The organism is Geoalkalibacter sp., from assembly GCF_030604225.1.
GTDB lineage: Bacteria > Desulfobacterota > Desulfuromonadia > Desulfuromonadales > Geoalkalibacteraceae > Geoalkalibacter.
On the sequence record NZ_JAUVWH010000072.1, the window covers coordinates 1 to 15,769 of the forward strand.

The following is a 15,769-nucleotide window of genomic DNA, read 5'->3' on the forward strand; positions in this document are numbered from 1 at the left end:
TAGGCCAGCACGGCATAGGCCCCGCCGAAGGTGACCACCGCCATCTTGCTGAAAAACACCCCCTGCGTGACAAAGAGATGGTCCGGCCCCAGCCACAGCGCCACCAGCAGCAAAGGCGCGAACCACAAGGGCAGCCAGAGACCGAGGGTTCCCAGGACATGGCGCCGGTTGGGCGCCGGGGAAGCCTGCTCATCCCCTGCCGCGTCCTCGCCGGCATCACGAGCCGGCAAAAACAGCTCGGGAACCCGGTGCACGCCCATCCAGCCCAGACCGGCCGCGGCCAAGAGGATCAGGGGAAAAGGAATTTGCAGGAAAAAAATCGCGACGAAGGCGCCCGCGGCCAAAAGCCCCAAAGCCCAATCGTGCAGGGTCTTGCGACAGATCCGCACCAGGGCCACGGCCACGATGGCAACCACCGCGGGTTTGAGTCCGTAGAACAGCGCCTGCACGGCAGGCTGATCCTGGTAGAGGGCGTAGAGGATGCTGAGCAGCAGAATCGAGACAAATCCCGGCAGGATGAACAAGATCCCGGCAACCAGCCCACCGCGCCGGCCATGCAGCATCCAGCCCAGGTAGGTGGCGAGCTGCTGGGCCTCGGGCCCGGGCAGCACCAGGGTGAAATTGAGGGCATGCAGGAAGCGGCGCTCGTCGATCCAGCGCTTTTCCTCCACCAGCAGCCGATGCATGACGGCGATCTGCCCCGCCGGCCCGCCAAAACTCAGCAACGCCACCTTGATCCAGACCCGCAGCGCCTCGCCGAAGGCTGGGCGGTGCGGAGGCGAAGTTGTCCCTTGAGGTTGGGTCATGGATAAGGTCCCCGGAATTTTCTTAACAATCCATCTTACCTATAACGCGCTCCCAAATGCCACGTTGTTGCGCATCATCACCGTACTGGAGCAACCCAAGAGCGGCGGCACCGGGCTGGCGATCTGCTAGAATGTCGAAACGTGCCGAGCAAAGGAGGAAACAACCCATGAGCGACTTGTTCGAGAGACCTGCCCACTGCGACAGCGGAACCTCCGCCCCCTGCGCGGCCCTGCGCGCCATTCTTGAACCCAAGGACCGGGATCTTGGCGGCTTCAGCGTGCGGCGCCTGATGCCTTCCGACCGTCTCAAATCCATCGGACCCTTCGTCTTTTTCGACCATCTGGGCCCGGCCCGTTTCGCCCCCGGCACGGGCATCGACGTGCGGCCCCATCCGCACATCGGCCTGGCGACCATCACCTATCTGTTCGACGGCGAAATTCTGCATCGCGACAGCCTCGGCCATGTCCAGCCCATCCGGCCCGGTGAAATCAACTGGATGACTGCGGGACGCGGCATCGTCCACTCGGAACGCACGCCCCCCGCCCTGCGCCAAGCGGGCCACGACCTGCATGCCCTGCAACTCTGGGTCGCGCTGCCGGTGGACCAGGAAGAAACGGATCCGGAGTTTCTGCACTACGACGCCGCCCAACTGCCGTCCGTCGAAAAAGCAGGCTTGAGCCTGCGCGTCATGATCGGCGAAGCCTTCGGCGTCCAATCGCCGGTCAAGACCTATTCGCCCACCCTCTACCTGGATGCCCGGCTCGCCAAGGGCTCCATCCTGCCCCTGCCCGACGGCGTGGAGGAACGCGCGGTCTATGTGGTCGCGGGTAGCCTCGCGGCCCGCGATCGCCTCATCCCCTCTCACCACCTGGCCGTTTTCGACGAAACGCCGGGAATCGAACTGATCGCCACCGAGGACAGCCGCCTGGTGGTCATCGGCGGCAAGCCCCTGGGCAAACGCACGGTGTGGTGGAATCTGGTCGCCTCGCGCAGGGAATTGATCGAACAGGCCAAGGCCGACTGGAAAAACGGCCGCTTCCCACAGGTTCCCGGCGAAACGGAATTCATCCCCCTGCCGGGCGATTGATCCTGGCCATTAGCCGCTGTCGGATTTGGGGCCTTCTTCGGGTCCCAAATTGTTGCTACGCCAAAAAATTGGCATCGCACTCCTGCCCTTTACCGCCTTCTTGCCTGCTTATCCCTGAAAATCGACAATTTTTCCACGGCTCATGATTTGGAATGGTTTTTGAACCTAAAGGGTCCTCCAGTTCTTGACAGGAAGGCTCATGAATTCGAATCTCAAATTGCTGACCGGAAGCATCCTCATCGCCATCGCGGGCATCGCCTTGACGGCGGCGATATGGCTTGGGCAGACCCATGCCCTGATCGCCACGGAATTGCGCAAGGATCAGGAGCAGCAACTGCGGGTCTTTCACGAGTTGTTGATGACGCGGGGCGACGAATTTCGCGCGGTCGACGGCCAATTGCTGGTCGGGGATTTTGTCCTCAACGGCCAGCACGACCTAGCGCGTGTCATGGAAAATATGTTTGGCGGCGTGGCAACAATTTTCCTGGGGGATATGCGCATCGCCACAAGCCTCAGAAATGAGGCCGGCAACGCCGCCACGGGCACCGCCCTCGCTCCCGAAATTCAAAATGCCCTGCGGCAGGCCAAAGCCTTTCGCGGCGAGAGCGAGATCCTGGGCCGGGACTATCTGGTCGCGCTCGATCCCCTGCACAACCGGCAGGGCGAGGTGATCGGCGCCCTCGGGGTGGGCATCGACAAGGAGGATTTCACCGCGAGCCTGCGCAAGGTGCATCTTGAGGCGGTCCTGGTCAGTTGCCTGCTGATCGGCATTTTCGCCACCCTGACCTGTCTGTTCCTGCGCAAGAATCTGCACATCCGTGCCGCCCTCGCGGAAAGTGAAGCGCAATTGCGGCTCACCCAGTTTTTTGTCGACAACGCTGAAACCTGCATCTATAGCATCAGCGAAAATGCCGACATTCTTTTCGCCAACCGCTGCGCCTCCCACACCCTGGGCTATTCGCGGGAGGAACTTCAGGGGATGAGGATTCCCGATTTAGACCCCTATTATTCCGCTGATTTATGGCCCCGGCATTGGAAGAATCTTCAGGAAAAGGGCGTGCTCAACTTTGAAACCGCCCACCGCCTGAAGGACGGCGGACTGCTGCCGGTGGAAGTGACCGCCCACTACATGAAATTCGGCAATGTCGAGTACAACTTTGCCTTCGCCCGAGACATTTCGGAGAAAAAGCGCACCGACCGCCTGCTGCAGACCGAAAAAACCATCCTTCAGGAAATCGCCGCCGGCTTGCCCCTGAAGCAAATTCTTGCCCTGCTCTGTGCCCAAATCGAAGAACTCTCCGGCGAGGGTCTTTGCTCCATCTTGCTGCGGGATTCGGACACTGGACATTTGCGTCACTTCGCCGGCCCCAGCCTGCCCAAGGCCTACGCCAAGGCCTTGCGGCGCGTCAATATCGGACCGGGCATCGGCTCCTGCGGAACGGCGGCTTTTCACAAAAGCCAGATCATCAGCGCCGATATCACCTCCGACCCGCATTGGGAGGGCTACCGGGACTTGCCCCTCGCCCATGGCTTGCGGGCCTGCTGGTCGACCCCCATTCTGTCCGCCGCGGGAGAGGTCTACGGCACCTTCGCCGTCTATTACCGGATGCCCAGAGAGCCTCAACCCTTTGAGATCCAGGCCATCTCCCATGCCGCGGACCTGGCCCGCATCGTTATCGAGCGCCATCGCGCCGCCGAAGCCCTGCGCCAAAGCGAGGAACGTTTCCGGCAGATCTTCGAGCAGAACGAAGACGCCGTCATCCTGCTCAACCTGCACACCCTGGAACTGATCGACGCCAACCGCGAGGCCGAACGGCTCTACGGCTGCTCGCGGGATGGGCTCTTTTCCTTGGTTCCCTGGGGCATGCTCGGCCCGGGAGATGCCCCCCAATTCATCCAGGCGATTTCCCAGTTGCCGCACAAGGGCGGTTTTCACATCGAGCGTTTGCAAAACACCCGGCCCGACGGATCAACCTTCACGGTTTCGGTGTGGGCGAAGGTCATCCACCTGCACGAGGACGAAGTGCTTTATTGCTCGATCCGCGACATCACGGAAAAGGTGCGCATCGAACAGGAGATGAAAACCACCCAGGCCCAGCTCATCCACGCCAACAAGATGGCCTCCCTTGGCATGCTCATCGCGAGCGTCGCCCACGAAATCAACAACCCCAACAACTGCATCGGGGTGAATGCCGCCGTGCTCGACGATATCTGGCGCGATGCCTGCCCCGTCCTGGCGCGCGAGTCTGGCGAACAGGGCGGGCTGGAGTTGGCCGGTGTCCCCTGGCCGGAGGCCGAGGAGACCATCACGCAACTGCTTGCGGGCATCGCGCGTGGGTCGCAGCGCATTGCCGCCATCATCAACAACATGCGCGAATTCGTGAGCAGCGACGGCAAGGGCCTGGATGGCGCCGTCGATCTGGGCAAGGTGGTTCAGGATGCGGTGCAGATCCTCACGCCCCAGATCCACAAGCACACCGACCACTTTGGGCTCAGCGTCGCGGAGAATCTGCCGGCGATGCGCGGCAATGCCCAGCAGATCGAGCAGGTCGTCATCAATCTGCTCGCCAACGCCTTGCAGTCGCTGCCCGACAAAAAAGCGGCCGTGCATGTCCAAGGGGAATTCGTGGGCGAGAGAGGGTCCTTGGTGCTACGCATCAGGGATGAAGGGCGCGGCATGGATCCCCTCACCTTGACGAGAGTTACCGAACCCTTCTTTTCCACGCGTCGGGACGCGGGCGGCACGGGCCTGGGCCTGTATATTTCCTCCTCCATCGTCGAGGCGCACGGCGGCACCCTGGAGTTCGATTCCCAGACGGGACGCGGCACCACCGCCACGCTTTGGCTTCCCACGCAACCTGGAGCATCCCAATAATGGAAGACCAATCCCTACCGCTGTTTCTCGTGGACGACGAAGAGGATATCCTCTTTGGCCTGCGGACCCTGTTTCGCGGCGCCGGTTTTCGCGACATCACCACGATTCAGGACAGCCGCGAGGTCATGGGCCGGCTGAGCCAAGTCTCCGAAGCCGTGGTTGTGCTGGATCTGAACATGCCCTTCATGGACGGTTTTGCGCTGCTCAAGGCCATTCGCCGCGATCATCCGCAAACGCAAGTGATTATCGTCACCGCCGCCAACGAAGTGGACATGGCCGTTGAATGCATGAAGGAAGGGGCCGTCGATTATGTGGTCAAACCCGTGGAGAAAAGCCGTCTTCTGGGCAGCGTGCGCCGCGCGGTGGACAAGCTTTGCCTGACCCGCCAGGTCACCGAACTCAAGCGCCATCTCCTCGACGATCGCCTGAACCACGAAGCCGCCTTCGCGCCCATCGTCACGGTCAACACGCGCATGCGAAAAATTTTCCATTATCTCGAAGCGGTGGCGGGCACCGGGCAGCCGGTCCTGATTCAAGGCGCGACGGGAACGGGCAAGGAACTTTTCGCCCGGGCGCTGCACGAGGCGTCGGGCCGACGAGGCGAGTTCGTCGCGGTCAATGTCGCGGGACTCGACGACCAGATGTTTTCCGATACCCTGTTCGGCCATGTGCGCGGCGCCTTCACCGGCGCCGAAAGCCCGCGCGCGGGACTGATCGCCCGAGCCGCCGACGGCACCCTGTTTCTCGATGAAATCGGCGAGCTGGCCGAGGCCACCCAGGTGCGCCTGCTGCGCCTGCTTCAAGATGGCGACTATTATCCCCTCGGCAGCGACCGCCCCTGCCGTTCCCAGGCGCGCATCGTCGTCGCCACCAACCGTGATCTCAAGACGCGGGCTCGTGCCCGGCAATTTCGCCAGGATCTGTATTACCGGCTCTGCGGTCACGCGGTGGACATCCCGCCCCTGGCCGAACGCCCCGAGGATCTGCCCCTGCTCCTCGACCATTTCCTGCAGGAAGCCGCCGCCACCATGGGACGGCCGGCCCCGACCCCGCCACCCGAACTGGTCAATTACCTGGCCGCCTATGCGTTTCCCGGCAACGTGCGCGAACTCAAGGCCATGGTCTTTGATGCCGTGGTGCGCCATCGCCAGGGCATTCTTTCCATGGCCAGCTTTCTGGAAAAAATGGGCCGAACACCCTCGCCCTTGCTTAGCGAGGGCGAGGGAACGGATCTCCTTGCCCTGCGCCTTCCCCATCGGATTCCGTCCCTCAAGCATGCCGAGGACTTTCTCGTCGCCAAGGCCCTGGAACTTTCCGGCGGCAATCAGGGGTTGGCCGCCACCTGGTTGGGTCTTACCCGGCAAGGACTCAACAAAAAACTCCAGAAGAAAAAAAGCGACGAATCGGCATCAGAACCCCTGTAAACCCTGTTGCTCTACAATTTTTTTTCTTCATGGGTTTTTCCGAAGAATTTCAGCTATTTAATCAATTCATTCGCGATGTCTCGCAACGGAGTTGACACCCTTTTCCTTTTGCCTTCCCCCGGTAAACACCTTAAACAATTAGGTTTTTTACATTGGCATTCTCTGTGTATAGACGGAACCCAACAGTTCCGCCATCGGGAGAAAACGCCATGTCTCAGGAATCACGCCAGGAACCATTAAAAATCGAGGGCGACTGGAGCATCTCCGGCATTGCCCTGCAACACCAGCGGCTTGAGGAAGAGTTCACCCTGTGGACCGTGCGGGGCGAGGGAGCGACGGAGTTTCGGGAGCCGGTCTTTTGCCTTGAATCCGTGGAGGATATCGACCTGAGCGGCTGGCAGGTGCTGGCTTGCGCCTTTCGCGGCCTGCGCGCCCGCGGGCTGTCGCCAAGGCTGGTCAATATCCGCGCGGACTTGCGCCGCAACCTGGACCTTCTCGGCTATTCCCGAGAACTTCCCATCGCCGGGGAGCAGGCATGTCCGTGATGGAGCATAAACCAGGCGGCCTCGCCGAGGTCGGGCGTTTCAATGCGGTCTTTTTCGAGGAGAGCGCCGAACACCTCGCCGACATGGAACGCCTGCTTCTCAGCCTCGACCCGTCCAGTCCGGACCAGGAAAGCCTCAACGCCATCTTCCGCGCCGCCCATTCCATCAAGGGCGGTGCCGGCGTCTTCGGTTTTGACGACATGGCGCGGGTCACCCACCACCTGGAATCGCTTCTCGATCACCTGCGCAACCGCGAACTCTCGCCCACCGCGGACCTGGTCGATCTGGTTTTGCAGTCCGGCGACGTGCTGGCCATGCAGCTTGCCGGACATCGCGACGGAGCGCCGGTGGACGGCCAGGCGGTGCAGGACATCTTCACCCGCCTGGAAGCGGCTCTCAGCGCCTGCGAGCCGGAGCATCCCACCGCGCAGCCCACGGCATTGCGCGTCGAGACCTCAACTCCCCTCGCACGGCGCGGCTATCACATCGATTTTCATCCCTCCGGGAATATTCTCCAGCGCGGCATCCGTCTCGAAAACCTGTTTCGCGAACTGGCCGAGCTTGGCGAGCTCAGCGTGACCGCCGAACTTGGCGCCGCGGCCGAGCTTCGCACCCTGGACCCCGAGCTCTGCCATACCCGCTGGCAGTTGCGGCTGGTCAGCGCGGCGGCGGAACAGGAGATCCGCGAGATTTTCGAGTTCGTCGCCCTGGATTCGGAACTGGACATTCGCGTCGAGGAAGCCCAAACCGCGCCTCAACCAGCCGTAACGACCAGCGTGGAGGCGCCCCCCGACCTGCTCGGCCGACGCGCCTATGACCGCGATGAAAGCGCGCCCGGCGCCTTCGGCCGGCGCGGCGCGGAAGCCACCGAGGCGTCCCTGCGGGTCGGCGTGGCCAAGGTCGATCAACTGGTCAACCAGGTCGGCGAACTGGTCATCACCCAGTCGATGCTCGCGCAGTTCGCCGAACAGCTCGACCCCGTGCAGTTCGAGGTTCTGCACCGCGGCCTGGTGCAACTCGAGCGCAACACCCGCGACCTGCAGGCGAGCATCATGTCGATTCGCCTGGTGCCCATCGGCGGGATTTTCAGCCGTTTTCCCCGCCTGGTGCGCGATCTGGCGGCCAAGCTGGGCAAGGATGTCGAGCTGCGCACCATCGGCGAAGGCACCGAACTCGACAAGGGCCTCATCGAAAAAATCATCGATCCCCTGACACACCTGGTGCGCAACAGCCTCGATCACGGTATCGAAGCGCCGCGAGAACGCGCCGCGACCGGCAAAAACCCGGTGGGGACCATCACCCTCAAGGCCTCCCAGGTCGGCGGGCGCATCCTCATCGAAGTGGGCGACGACGGCGCCGGTCTCAACCGCGAGAAGATTCTGCGCAAGGCCGCCGAACGTGGGCTGGCGTCAAGCGACAATCTCAGCGATGAGGAGGTCTGGCAGCTTATTTTCGCCCCCGGCTTTTCCACCGCCGAGGCGGTCACCGATCTTTCGGGGCGCGGGGTGGGCATGGACGTGGTGCTGAAGAACGTCCAGGCCATCGGTGGACGAGTTCAGGTCGCGTCACGGCCGGGAGCGGGCACGGTCTTTTCCCTGAGCCTGCCCCTGACCCTGGCCATCCTCGACGGGCTTTCGGTGCAGGTCGGCGCCGAAAAGTTCATCATTCCCCTCAACGTGATTCTCGAATCCTTCCAGCCTTCTTGCGCCGATCTCAAGCAGATCAAGGGCGAAACCCAGGTGGTTCAGGTGCGCGGCGATTATCTGCCCGTCCTGCCCCTGCATCGTTTTTTCGGCATCGAGAAAGCCCGGACGCAGGCGAAGGAAGGCATTCTGGTGCTGGTCGACACCGAGGGCGAAAAGGCCGCGCTGCTGGTGGATGAACTCCTCGGACAGCACCAGGTGGTGATCAAGAGCCTCGAAACCAACTACCGCAAAGTCGAGGGAACGGCAGGGGCCACGATCCTCGGCGACGGCAAGGTGGCGCTGATTCTCGATGTCGGGGCGGTGGTTCACCTGGACAAAAACAGATCGCTCCAACACTGAGGTTTTGAAGCGAAACCAGCTTCATCAAGAAAGGACGGACAACCTGATGCAATCCGCGCACGCACTTCAACCGGCTTTCTCGGCGGGCAAGGAGTATCTCACCTTCACCCTGGGCGAAGAAAGCTACGGCATGGACATTCTCAAGGTGCAGGAGATTCGCGGCTACGACGCCGTCACCCGCATCGCCAATGCCCCCGATTTTCTCAAGGGCGTGATCAATCTGCGCGGGGTCATCGTGCCCATCGTCGATCTGCGCATCAAATTCGGCTTGGGGCGGGTGGTCTACGATGAATTCACCGTCGTCATCATCCTCAACGTCCTGGGGCGGGTCGTCGGCATCGTGGTCGACGGCGTGTCCGACGTCATCGCCCTGACGCCCGAACAGATTCGCCCCGCCCCCGAATTCGGCGCCGCCCTCGATACCCGTCACATCACCGGGCTTGGCACCGCCGGGGAGCAGATGATCATTCTCATCGAAATCGAGCAGCTCATGGGCAGCGCCGACATGCAGCTCATGGAAGCCGCCGCCAACTAAGACCGCATTCAGCAACCAACCATGGAGGGTTTCGCACCATGAAAGTCAGCAGTTTCAAGAACTGGAAAATTCTCAACAAGATCCTGTCCATTTCCATCGTCACCCTGGTGTCCCTGTCCGCCGGCATCCTGTTCTACCTGCTGCCCCTCATCGAGGAGCGCCTGATGGATGAAAAAATGGAAGCCGTCGGCAACGTGGTGAGCGCCGCGTCCTCCCTGGTGCAGGACTATCAGGCGCGGGTACAGGCCGGCGCCCTGTCGCTTGAGGAGGCGCAGGCCGCGGCCCTGCGCCAGATCCGCCCCATGCGCTACGCGGGCAATGAGTACCTGTGGGTCAACACCCTCGATCCGATTATGGTCATGCACCCCATCCGCCCGGAACTTGACGGCACCCGCCTCGACGACATCAAGGACCCCACGGGCAAGGCGATCTTCATCGAATTCGCCAAGGTCGCCCGCGACCAGGGAACGGGATTCGTCGATTACCAGTGGCCCAAGCCCGGTTCCACGGTACCGGAACCAAAACTCTCCCAGGTCAACCTGATTCGCGAATGGGACTGGGTGATCGGCAGCGGCATCTACGTCGATGACGTGGAAGCGCAGATGGCGCTGCTCCGGCGCAATGTCATCGGCGCGACGATCATCTTTTCGGCGCTGATCGCGGTCTTTGCCTGGGTTGTCGCGCGACGCATCAAGGACGCCCTCAACGAGGCGATCTCCGCTTCGCAGCAGATCGCCTCGGGCGACCTGACCCGCGTGATCGAAGTGAAAAGCGCGGACGAAACGGGCCAGTTGCTCAAGGCCCTGCGAGACATGAACGAGGGGCTGGTAAGGATCGTCGGCGAGGTGCGCACCGGCGCCGATTCCATCGCCAGCGCCACGGAGCAGATTTCGGCGGGCAACGCCGATCTCTCCCAGCGCACCGAGGAGCAGGCGTCCTCCCTGGAAGAAACCGCTTCCAGCATGGAGGAGCTGACCTCCACGGTCAAACAGAACGCTGAAAACGCCCAGCAAGCCAACCAGCTTGCCGTCAGCGCCAGCGAGGTGGCCGCCCGCGGCGGCGAAGTCATCGGCCGGGTGGTGGAAACCATGGAGTCGATCACCGAAAGCTCGCGGCGCATTGCCGACATCATCGGCGTGATTGACGGCATCGCCTTTCAGACCAACATCCTGGCGCTGAACGCCGCCGTGGAAGCCGCCCGCGCCGGCGAACAGGGTCGCGGGTTTGCCGTGGTGGCCGGCGAGGTGCGCAGTCTCGCTCAGCGCAGCGCGGGAGCAGCCAAGGAAATCAAGGCCCTGATTCAGGATTCCACCGACAAGGTGGAAGGTGGCAGCCGCTTGGTCATGGAAGCCGGGGAGACCACCCGCGAGATCGTCACCAGCATCAAGCGGGTGACGGATCTCATGGGCGAGATTTCCGCGGCGTCCGCAGAACAGTCGAGCGGCATCGAGCAGGTCAACACCGCCATCACCCAGATGGACGACGTCACCCAGCAGAATGCCGCGCTGGTCGAGGAAGCCGCCGCCGCGGCCGAAGCCCTCGCCGAGCAGGCGCAAAGCATGGTTGCGGTGGTCAGTCGCTTCAAACTCACCGAGGAAACCGCACCGCCGGCACGCGCCAAGGAGCGCAAGGAAGCCGCGCCCGCACTTGCCGCGAAAGCCCTGGCGGCCAAAAGCCGGCCCGCGACCCGGCCAAGCTTCAAGGCCGGCGCGAAGAAGGCGGCGCCCGCAGCCCTGGAAACATCCGCCCTCGCGGCCGTGGCCGACGATGAGGATTGGAAGGAATTCTGATGCCCGAATTTCTCTTCACCGCCGCCGATTTCCAGCGCGTCCGCGACCTGATCCATCAGCGGGCGGGGATTTCCCTGGGGGAGAGCAAGCGGGAGATGGTCTACAGTCGCCTGACCCGGCTGGTTCGCGCCAGGCGACTGACCAGTTTCGCCGAATACCTGGAGCTGCTCGAACAAGGACCGGCGGGGGAGTGGGAAGCGTTCACCAACGCCCTGACCACCAACCTCACCGCCTTTTTCCGCGAGCCGCACCATTTTCCGATTCTGGCGGAGCGGCTCCGCAAGACGGCGGGCAAGCGGCCCATCCGCCTCTGGAGCTGCGCCGCCTCGACGGGCGAGGAACCCTATTCCATGGCCATGACGGTGGTGGAAACCTTGGGCCGTTTCGATGCGCCGGTGCGCATCCTTGCCAGCGACATTGACACCGCCGTGCTGGAGAAGGCCGAAAGGGGCGTCTATCCCCTGGAGCGCGTGGTGCGCCTGGAAAAAGATCGCCTCAAGCGCTTCTTTCTCCAGGGTGTCAACAAAAATGCCGGGCTGGTGCGGGTGCGGCCCGAGTTACGCAAACTGATCAGCTTCCAGCCCCTCAACCTGCTTGAGGAGCGCTGGCCGCTGCGTGACCCCTTCGACGCCATCTTCTGCCGCAACGTGATGATCTATTTCGACAAGCCGACCCAATACCGGATTCTGGAAAAATTCGCACCCTTGCTGCGGCCCGACGGCTTGCTCTTCGCCGGGCACTCGGAGAGCTTCACCCATGCCGGCGGCATGTTTCGCTGTCTCGGCAAAACCGTTTACCGTCGAGCCCAGGAAAGTTCGGGAAGGATGGCCTCATGATTCTGGCATCCGCCCTTTATTTCGACCGGACGTTTCAGCGTCCGGCGGTCAAAATCCAGCAAGGCCAACTGCTCGTCACCGCCGAGGATCTGCTCATCACCACCGTGCTCGGTTCCTGCGTCTCGGTTTGCGTGCGCGACCGGGTGCGCGGCCTGGGCGGCATGAACCATTTCATGCTGCCCGGCGAAAAGACCGGCGATCATTCGCCGCGTTACGGCGAACCGGCCATGGATCAGCTTCTGGATCGCTACCTTGAAGCGGGTGGCAGGGTGGAGCACCTTGAGGTGAAGGTCTTCGGCGCCGGGCGCATCAACCGCAGCCTGCCCGATGTGGGAAAAAAGAACGTGGAATTCGCCCTCGCCTATCTGAAGCGGCACAAACTGGCCCTGGCCGCCCTGGACGTGGGTGACACCTTTCCCCGCAAGGTCTGTTTTTCTCCCCGCTGCGGGCGGGTGTTCGTCAAGACCCTGCGCAACATCCATCAGGAAGGATTCGGGCCATGAGCGCCAAGTCGATCAAGGTCCTCATTGTCGACGATTCCGCCCTCATCCGCAAAATCCTCACGGAAATCATCGACAACCAGGCGGATATGCAGGTGGTGGGCGCCGCCGCCGATCCGCTCATCGCCCGGCAGAAAATCAAGGAACTCAATCCCGATGTGCTGACCCTCGATGTGGAAATGCCGCGCATGGACGGGCTGGTTTTTCTGGAAAAACTCATGCGCCTGCGGCCCATGCCGGTGGTGATGGTGTCCTCGCTGACCGAGCGCAATTCCTTGCTGACCTTGCATGCCCTGGAACTCGGCGCCGTGGATTTCGTCACCAAACCCAAGCTCGACATCGCCCAGGGCATCCATGACTACGCGGAGGAAATCACCGCGAAAATCCGTGCCGCGGCGGTGTCCCGCCATGCCCGGGGCGGAGTTGCTCCTCTGCCCGTCCCAGGGGAGCGACGGGTGTGCGGGGGAGCGGATCGCCCGCGCACCCGGATGCTCAATTCCACCGAAAAGGTCATCCTCATGGGTGCCTCCACCGGCGGCACCGAAGCCATCCGCGAAGTCCTGACCCGGATGCCGCCGGATGCGCCGGCCATTCTCGTCACCCAGCACATGCCCGAAGGCTTTACCCGCACCTTTGCCAAACGGCTTGATCAGCTTTGCCGCATACGCGTCAAGGAAGCCGAGGATGGCGAGCGGGTTCTGCCCGGTCACGCCTACATCGCGCCGGGCAACCGCCATCTGCTGCTACAGCGCAGCGGCGCCAATTACCTAGCGCGTCTCAGCGACGCGCCCCCGGTCAACCGCCATCGACCTTCGGTGGATGTCTTGTTCCAATCGGCGGCCCAACACGCGGGCAACAACGCCGTGGGCATCATCCTCACAGGCATGGGCAACGACGGCGCCGCGGGCCTGCGGCTGATGAAGGACGCCGGGGCTTACACCCTGGCCCAGGACGAGGAAAGTTGCGTGGTTTTCGGCATGCCCAAGGAAGCGATCGCTCTTGGCGCGGCGGAGCGTGTCCTGCCCCTACGCGAAATGGCCGACAAGGTTTTCGGTCATCTTCATCAGGCGGGCCGCGCCGTGCGCATTTAACGCGTTCCAACAAAAGCTATCTTTATACTCAAGTTTGCATGACCTGATATTTACGGCATTGATCTTTGTCTTTGTCTTGGGCTATAAAGACGAGAAAAATCTTTTTAATCGCAAAATCGGCAGGTTTAATAACCCGCCAAAAAATGGCAATCAGAGGACTTTTCCCGATCATGCTGATCGACTTGCCGAAAAACCAACGCTCCCGCTTGACGGAGCGCCGAACAGGCGCGGCCTCCTCCCTGGCAGAGACCGACGCGAATCTTGCCCTGCTGAGCCTTGTCTCGGAAAAACTCCAGGCACAGGCGCAGCTCAAGTTTCAGGGCGATTTTCTCCAGCACATTCTCGATGCGATTCCCGCCCCCATCTTTTATAAGGACGTCCAAGGCGTCTACCTGGGCTGCAACACGGCTTTTGAACGCTATCTGGGGCGCTCGCGCGACGAGATCCTCGGCCGCACGGCCTTCGACATCGCGCCCGCCGAACTGGCCAGGATCTATCACCAGGCCGATCAAAACCTGATGGACGCCGGCGGCGTTCAAGTATATGAAACCCGCGTCCTCGGGGCCGACGGCCAGGCGCGCGAGGTCATGTTTCACAAATCCGTGTTCAGCAGCGCCGAAGGCCAACCCGGCGGCCTGGTCGGGGTCATGCTGGACATCTCGGAGCGCAAGGAAGCCGAGAAGCGGCTGCGGCGCCTCGCCCAGTACGATCCCCTGACCGATCTGCCCAACCGGGTCCTGCTCGAAGAGCGCCTGGCGGAAGCCTTGGGCGGAAAAAACCGGCAAGGAGACCAGGGGGCCCTGCTGGTTCTCGACCTCGACCGGTTCAAGGAAATCAATGATTCCTTCGGCCGCGCCGCCGGCGATGAAATCCTGGTCGAGATGGGCAAGCGACTTACCGGATCGGCACTTGAGGGGGATACCGTCGCGCGTCTGTCGAGCGACGAGTTCGCCGTGCTGCTGTTGGATGGGCGGGGCAAACGGGACATGACCCTGGAGGCGAAAAAGATTTTGGCCCTCATGAACACCCCCCATTTTCTGGAAGATGGACAGGAAGTCCAGATCGGCGCGAGCCTCGGCATCACGTTTTTTCCCGAGGACGCCAGGGACGGCAAAACCCTGCTGTGCAACGCCGATCTGGCGGTGCACGAAGCCAAACTGCTGGGGCGCAACACCCTGCAGCGCTTCACGCCCGCCATGAGCGAAACTCTCTCCAGAAAACGCGAAGTGCTCGCGCAACTGCGCCGCGCCCTGCAGGAACAGCAGTTTTTCCTTCAGTACCAACCCCAGTTCGATGCCGCCACGGGACGGCTGGTGGGCGCCGAGGCGCTGCTGCGGTGGCGGCTTCCCGACGGCTCCCTTGTTTCACCTCAGGTGTTCATTCCCGTCGCGGAGGAAGCCGGGCTCATCGGCCCCCTGGGCGACTGGGTACTGCGGGCCGCCTGCCTTCAGGCCAAGGCGTGGCGCGATGCGGGTTTCCCGCCCCTGCGCCTGGCGGTGAACATTTCCGGGCATCAGTTCGTGCGCCCCGGCTTCATCGAAACCGTCGATCTGATCCTTGCCGAAACGGGTGTCGATCCGACGCACCTGGAGATGGAGGTCACCGAAAGCACCCTGATGAGAAGCGTGTCCTCGACCATCGAGGTGCTCACGGATCTTCGGGTGCGCGGCATCCACCTGGCCATCGACGATTTCGGCACCGGGTATTCGTCCCTGAGCTACCTCAAAAATTTCCCCATCGACCGCATTAAAATTGATCGCTCCTTTACCCGGGATATGACCACGAACCCGGACGACGCCGTCATCGTGCAGACGATCATCGCCATGGGCAAGAATCTCGGTCTGGAGGTCATTGCCGAAGGGGTGGAAAACGCCGAGCAGCGCGACTTTCTCCTGCGCCACGACTGCCGGTACATGCAGGGTTATTTCTTCGGCAAGCCCCTGGCCGCCGAGGAATTTGCTCGATTGGGCGCCGCTGCCGAAGCGCTCCCCTCCTAAGCTTTGGGTCCGGCGCGCCTCACCACGCCGCGGCTCATCCTCGTCCGCGACCATCCTTCGCGCTGGAGTGCCCGACCAACGCAATCACGTCGAGCCGCCCCTTCTTCTGGTCAAAATAACGACAGAGAATCTTGTAGCTGTCGAGATCAAAGGGCAAGGGCTCGGCTCCGCCCTCCAGGATCTCGGCCAGTTCGGCGTCGTCGCCGGCGCTGCCCAGGTGACACCACTGGTCGAACA

Annotated in this window: 12 protein-coding genes and 1 pseudogene; 11 read left to right on the top strand and 2 right to left on the bottom strand. The window is 62.3% G+C overall.

Going from position 1 to position 15,769, the window contains the following annotated elements; all coding sequences use genetic code 11:
• Positions 1–806: chromate transporter (locus tag QAT43_RS09170; RefSeq protein ID WP_305042761.1), on the bottom strand; the 806-nt coding region annotated here is incomplete at its 3' end.
• A gap of 167 nt (positions 807–973) precedes the next feature.
• Between QAT43_RS09170 and QAT43_RS09175 the strand changes: the two genes are divergently transcribed.
• From QAT43_RS09175 to QAT43_RS09225, 11 genes are all read left to right on the top strand, one after another.
• Entirely contained in the window at positions 974–1,894 is a 921-nt protein-coding gene (locus QAT43_RS09175; protein WP_305042762.1) for a pirin family protein, read from the top strand.
• A gap of 199 nt (positions 1,895–2,093) precedes the next feature.
• Positions 2,094–4,769, top strand: coding sequence for a PAS domain S-box protein (locus tag QAT43_RS09180; RefSeq protein WP_305042763.1), 2,676 nt, complete (start codon positions 2,094–2,096; stop codon positions 4,767–4,769).
• Complete coding sequence (locus tag QAT43_RS09185; RefSeq protein ID WP_305042764.1) at positions 4,769–6,193, top strand: sigma-54-dependent transcriptional regulator; 1,425 nt, start codon at positions 4,769–4,771, stop codon at positions 6,191–6,193. Before QAT43_RS09180 ends, QAT43_RS09185 begins: the two co-directional genes overlap by 1 nt.
• Positions 6,194–6,402: 209 nt before the next feature.
• On the top strand, positions 6,403–6,738 hold the full coding sequence (locus QAT43_RS09190; protein WP_305042765.1) for an STAS domain-containing protein: 336 nt from the start codon (positions 6,403–6,405) through the stop codon (positions 6,736–6,738).
• Positions 6,729–8,783: a chemotaxis protein CheW gene (locus QAT43_RS09195; RefSeq protein ID WP_442900233.1), complete on the top strand. Its 2,055-nt coding sequence runs from the start codon at positions 6,729–6,731 to the stop codon at positions 8,781–8,783. Before QAT43_RS09190 ends, QAT43_RS09195 begins: the two co-directional genes overlap by 10 nt.
• A gap of 46 nt (positions 8,784–8,829) precedes the next feature.
• Positions 8,830–9,318, top strand: a complete 489-nt coding sequence (locus QAT43_RS09200; RefSeq protein ID WP_305042767.1) for a chemotaxis protein CheW — start codon at positions 8,830–8,832, stop codon at positions 9,316–9,318.
• A 38-nt stretch (positions 9,319–9,356) separates the two neighbouring features.
• On the top strand, positions 9,357–11,108 hold the full coding sequence (locus QAT43_RS09205; RefSeq protein ID WP_305042768.1) for a methyl-accepting chemotaxis protein: 1,752 nt from the start codon (positions 9,357–9,359) through the stop codon (positions 11,106–11,108).
• Positions 11,108–11,944 carry a CheR family methyltransferase gene (locus tag QAT43_RS09210; RefSeq protein WP_305042769.1) on the top strand — a complete coding sequence of 279 codons (837 nt, stop codon included), beginning with the start codon at positions 11,108–11,110 and terminating at the stop codon, positions 11,942–11,944. Before QAT43_RS09205 ends, QAT43_RS09210 begins: the two co-directional genes overlap by 1 nt.
• Positions 11,941–12,447 (top strand): hypothetical protein, encoded by a 507-nt coding sequence (locus QAT43_RS09215; protein ID WP_305042770.1) that lies wholly within the window; start codon positions 11,941–11,943, stop codon positions 12,445–12,447. Before QAT43_RS09210 ends, QAT43_RS09215 begins: the two co-directional genes overlap by 4 nt.
• Positions 12,444–13,535, top strand: coding sequence for a protein-glutamate methylesterase/protein-glutamine glutaminase (locus QAT43_RS09220; RefSeq protein WP_305042771.1), 1,092 nt, complete (start codon positions 12,444–12,446; stop codon positions 13,533–13,535). Before QAT43_RS09215 ends, QAT43_RS09220 begins: the two co-directional genes overlap by 4 nt.
• A 170-nt stretch (positions 13,536–13,705) precedes the next feature.
• Complete coding sequence (locus QAT43_RS09225) at positions 13,706–15,532, top strand: putative bifunctional diguanylate cyclase/phosphodiesterase (protein ID WP_305042772.1); 1,827 nt, start codon at positions 13,706–13,708, stop codon at positions 15,530–15,532.
• A gap of 34 nt (positions 15,533–15,566) precedes the next feature.
• On the opposite strand, the pseudogene QAT43_RS09230 reads toward QAT43_RS09225, so the two are convergent.
• Positions 15,567–15,769: pseudogene (locus QAT43_RS09230) on the bottom strand (hypothetical protein); the annotation flags it as partial.

Bases quoted from the DNA above. Each gene is read 5' to 3' on its own strand.
- QAT43_RS09175 (WP_305042762.1), top strand. From the start codon at position 974: ATGAGCGACTTGTTCGAGAGACCTGCCCACTGCGACAGCGGAACCTCC.
- QAT43_RS09180 (WP_305042763.1), top strand. From the start codon at position 2,094: ATGAATTCGAATCTCAAATTGCTGACCGGAAGCATCCTCATCGCCATC.
- QAT43_RS09185 (WP_305042764.1), top strand. From the start codon at position 4,769: ATGGAAGACCAATCCCTACCGCTGTTTCTCGTGGACGACGAAGAGGAT.
- QAT43_RS09190 (WP_305042765.1), top strand. From the start codon at position 6,403: ATGTCTCAGGAATCACGCCAGGAACCATTAAAAATCGAGGGCGACTGG.
- QAT43_RS09195 (WP_442900233.1), top strand. From the start codon at position 6,729: ATGTCCGTGATGGAGCATAAACCAGGCGGCCTCGCCGAGGTCGGGCGT.
- QAT43_RS09200 (WP_305042767.1), top strand. From the start codon at position 8,830: ATGCAATCCGCGCACGCACTTCAACCGGCTTTCTCGGCGGGCAAGGAG.
- QAT43_RS09205 (WP_305042768.1), top strand. From the start codon at position 9,357: ATGAAAGTCAGCAGTTTCAAGAACTGGAAAATTCTCAACAAGATCCTG.
- QAT43_RS09210 (WP_305042769.1), top strand. From the start codon at position 11,108: ATGCCCGAATTTCTCTTCACCGCCGCCGATTTCCAGCGCGTCCGCGAC.
- QAT43_RS09215 (WP_305042770.1), top strand. From the start codon at position 11,941: ATGATTCTGGCATCCGCCCTTTATTTCGACCGGACGTTTCAGCGTCCG.
- QAT43_RS09220 (WP_305042771.1), top strand. From the start codon at position 12,444: ATGAGCGCCAAGTCGATCAAGGTCCTCATTGTCGACGATTCCGCCCTC.
- QAT43_RS09225 (WP_305042772.1), top strand. From the start codon at position 13,706: ATGCTGATCGACTTGCCGAAAAACCAACGCTCCCGCTTGACGGAGCGC.